The following is a 720-nucleotide window of genomic DNA, read 5'->3' as shown; positions in this document are numbered from 1 at the left end:
ACGCCATAGAGTGCTGTTCCTCCATTTTTAAGGGGATGCCCAAAGACCTGAAAGGCACTTCAGCCTGACATTGGCCTCACCCCGGCACTTGAACCTGGGGCTGATGGAGAGCGTCATGGAGCTCCAGTGTCACAACTTCGATACGGACCCCGACAACGAGAGGGGATGCCATATCAATGGAAGCGAACATTTCAACCCGGAACGAATCCTTCACGCCGTGCCGGCGCCCGCCGACGGGGACCCTCACAGTCATTTGCGGCAGTTGACCATCCTGTTCTCCGATCTATCCAGTTCTGTGGATCTCTCGGCGCAGATGGATTGCTTTGACTATGTGGGCTTTCTGCATGACCTCAGAGCGATGTTCAGGTCATCCGTTGAGCGCCACGGGGGTGTGATTGCACGACTTCAGGGCGATGGGGTGCTTGCCATCTTCGGGCACGACGGCACATCGGATGACGACGGATACCGGGCGATATGCTGCGCCCTCGAGATGCATGAGGCGGCCAGAGGGATCACAGTCGGCGCCGAAAGCTTGGCCCGGGCCGCGCTGCACACCGGCATCTACTCAGGCCTGACCTACCTTGAAAGCGGTGACATAGAGCGAGGGCGCTTCGACCTGATCGGCAATGCACCGAATCTGGCGGCTCGCCTCTCGGGGCTCGCAGTCCGGGATAGCATCTTCGTGACGGAGGAGGTGCTCTCGCCGCACTTCAGTAACTT

1 protein-coding gene is annotated in these 720 nt (G+C 59.3%); it reads left to right on the top strand.

Going from position 1 to position 720, the window contains the following annotated elements; translation table 11 throughout:
* Positions 1 to 88: 88 nt before the first annotated feature.
* Positions 89 to 720, top strand: a 632-nt coding sequence (locus AC1DY5_RS57725) for an adenylate/guanylate cyclase domain-containing protein (RefSeq protein ID WP_478123054.1), incomplete at its 3' end; no start/stop codon positions are given.

It is taken from the genome of Variovorax sp. P4_D9 (assembly GCF_056401695.1).
Note: the sequence above shows the minus strand (reverse complement) of the source record. Positions and strands in the feature narration are given on the sequence as shown.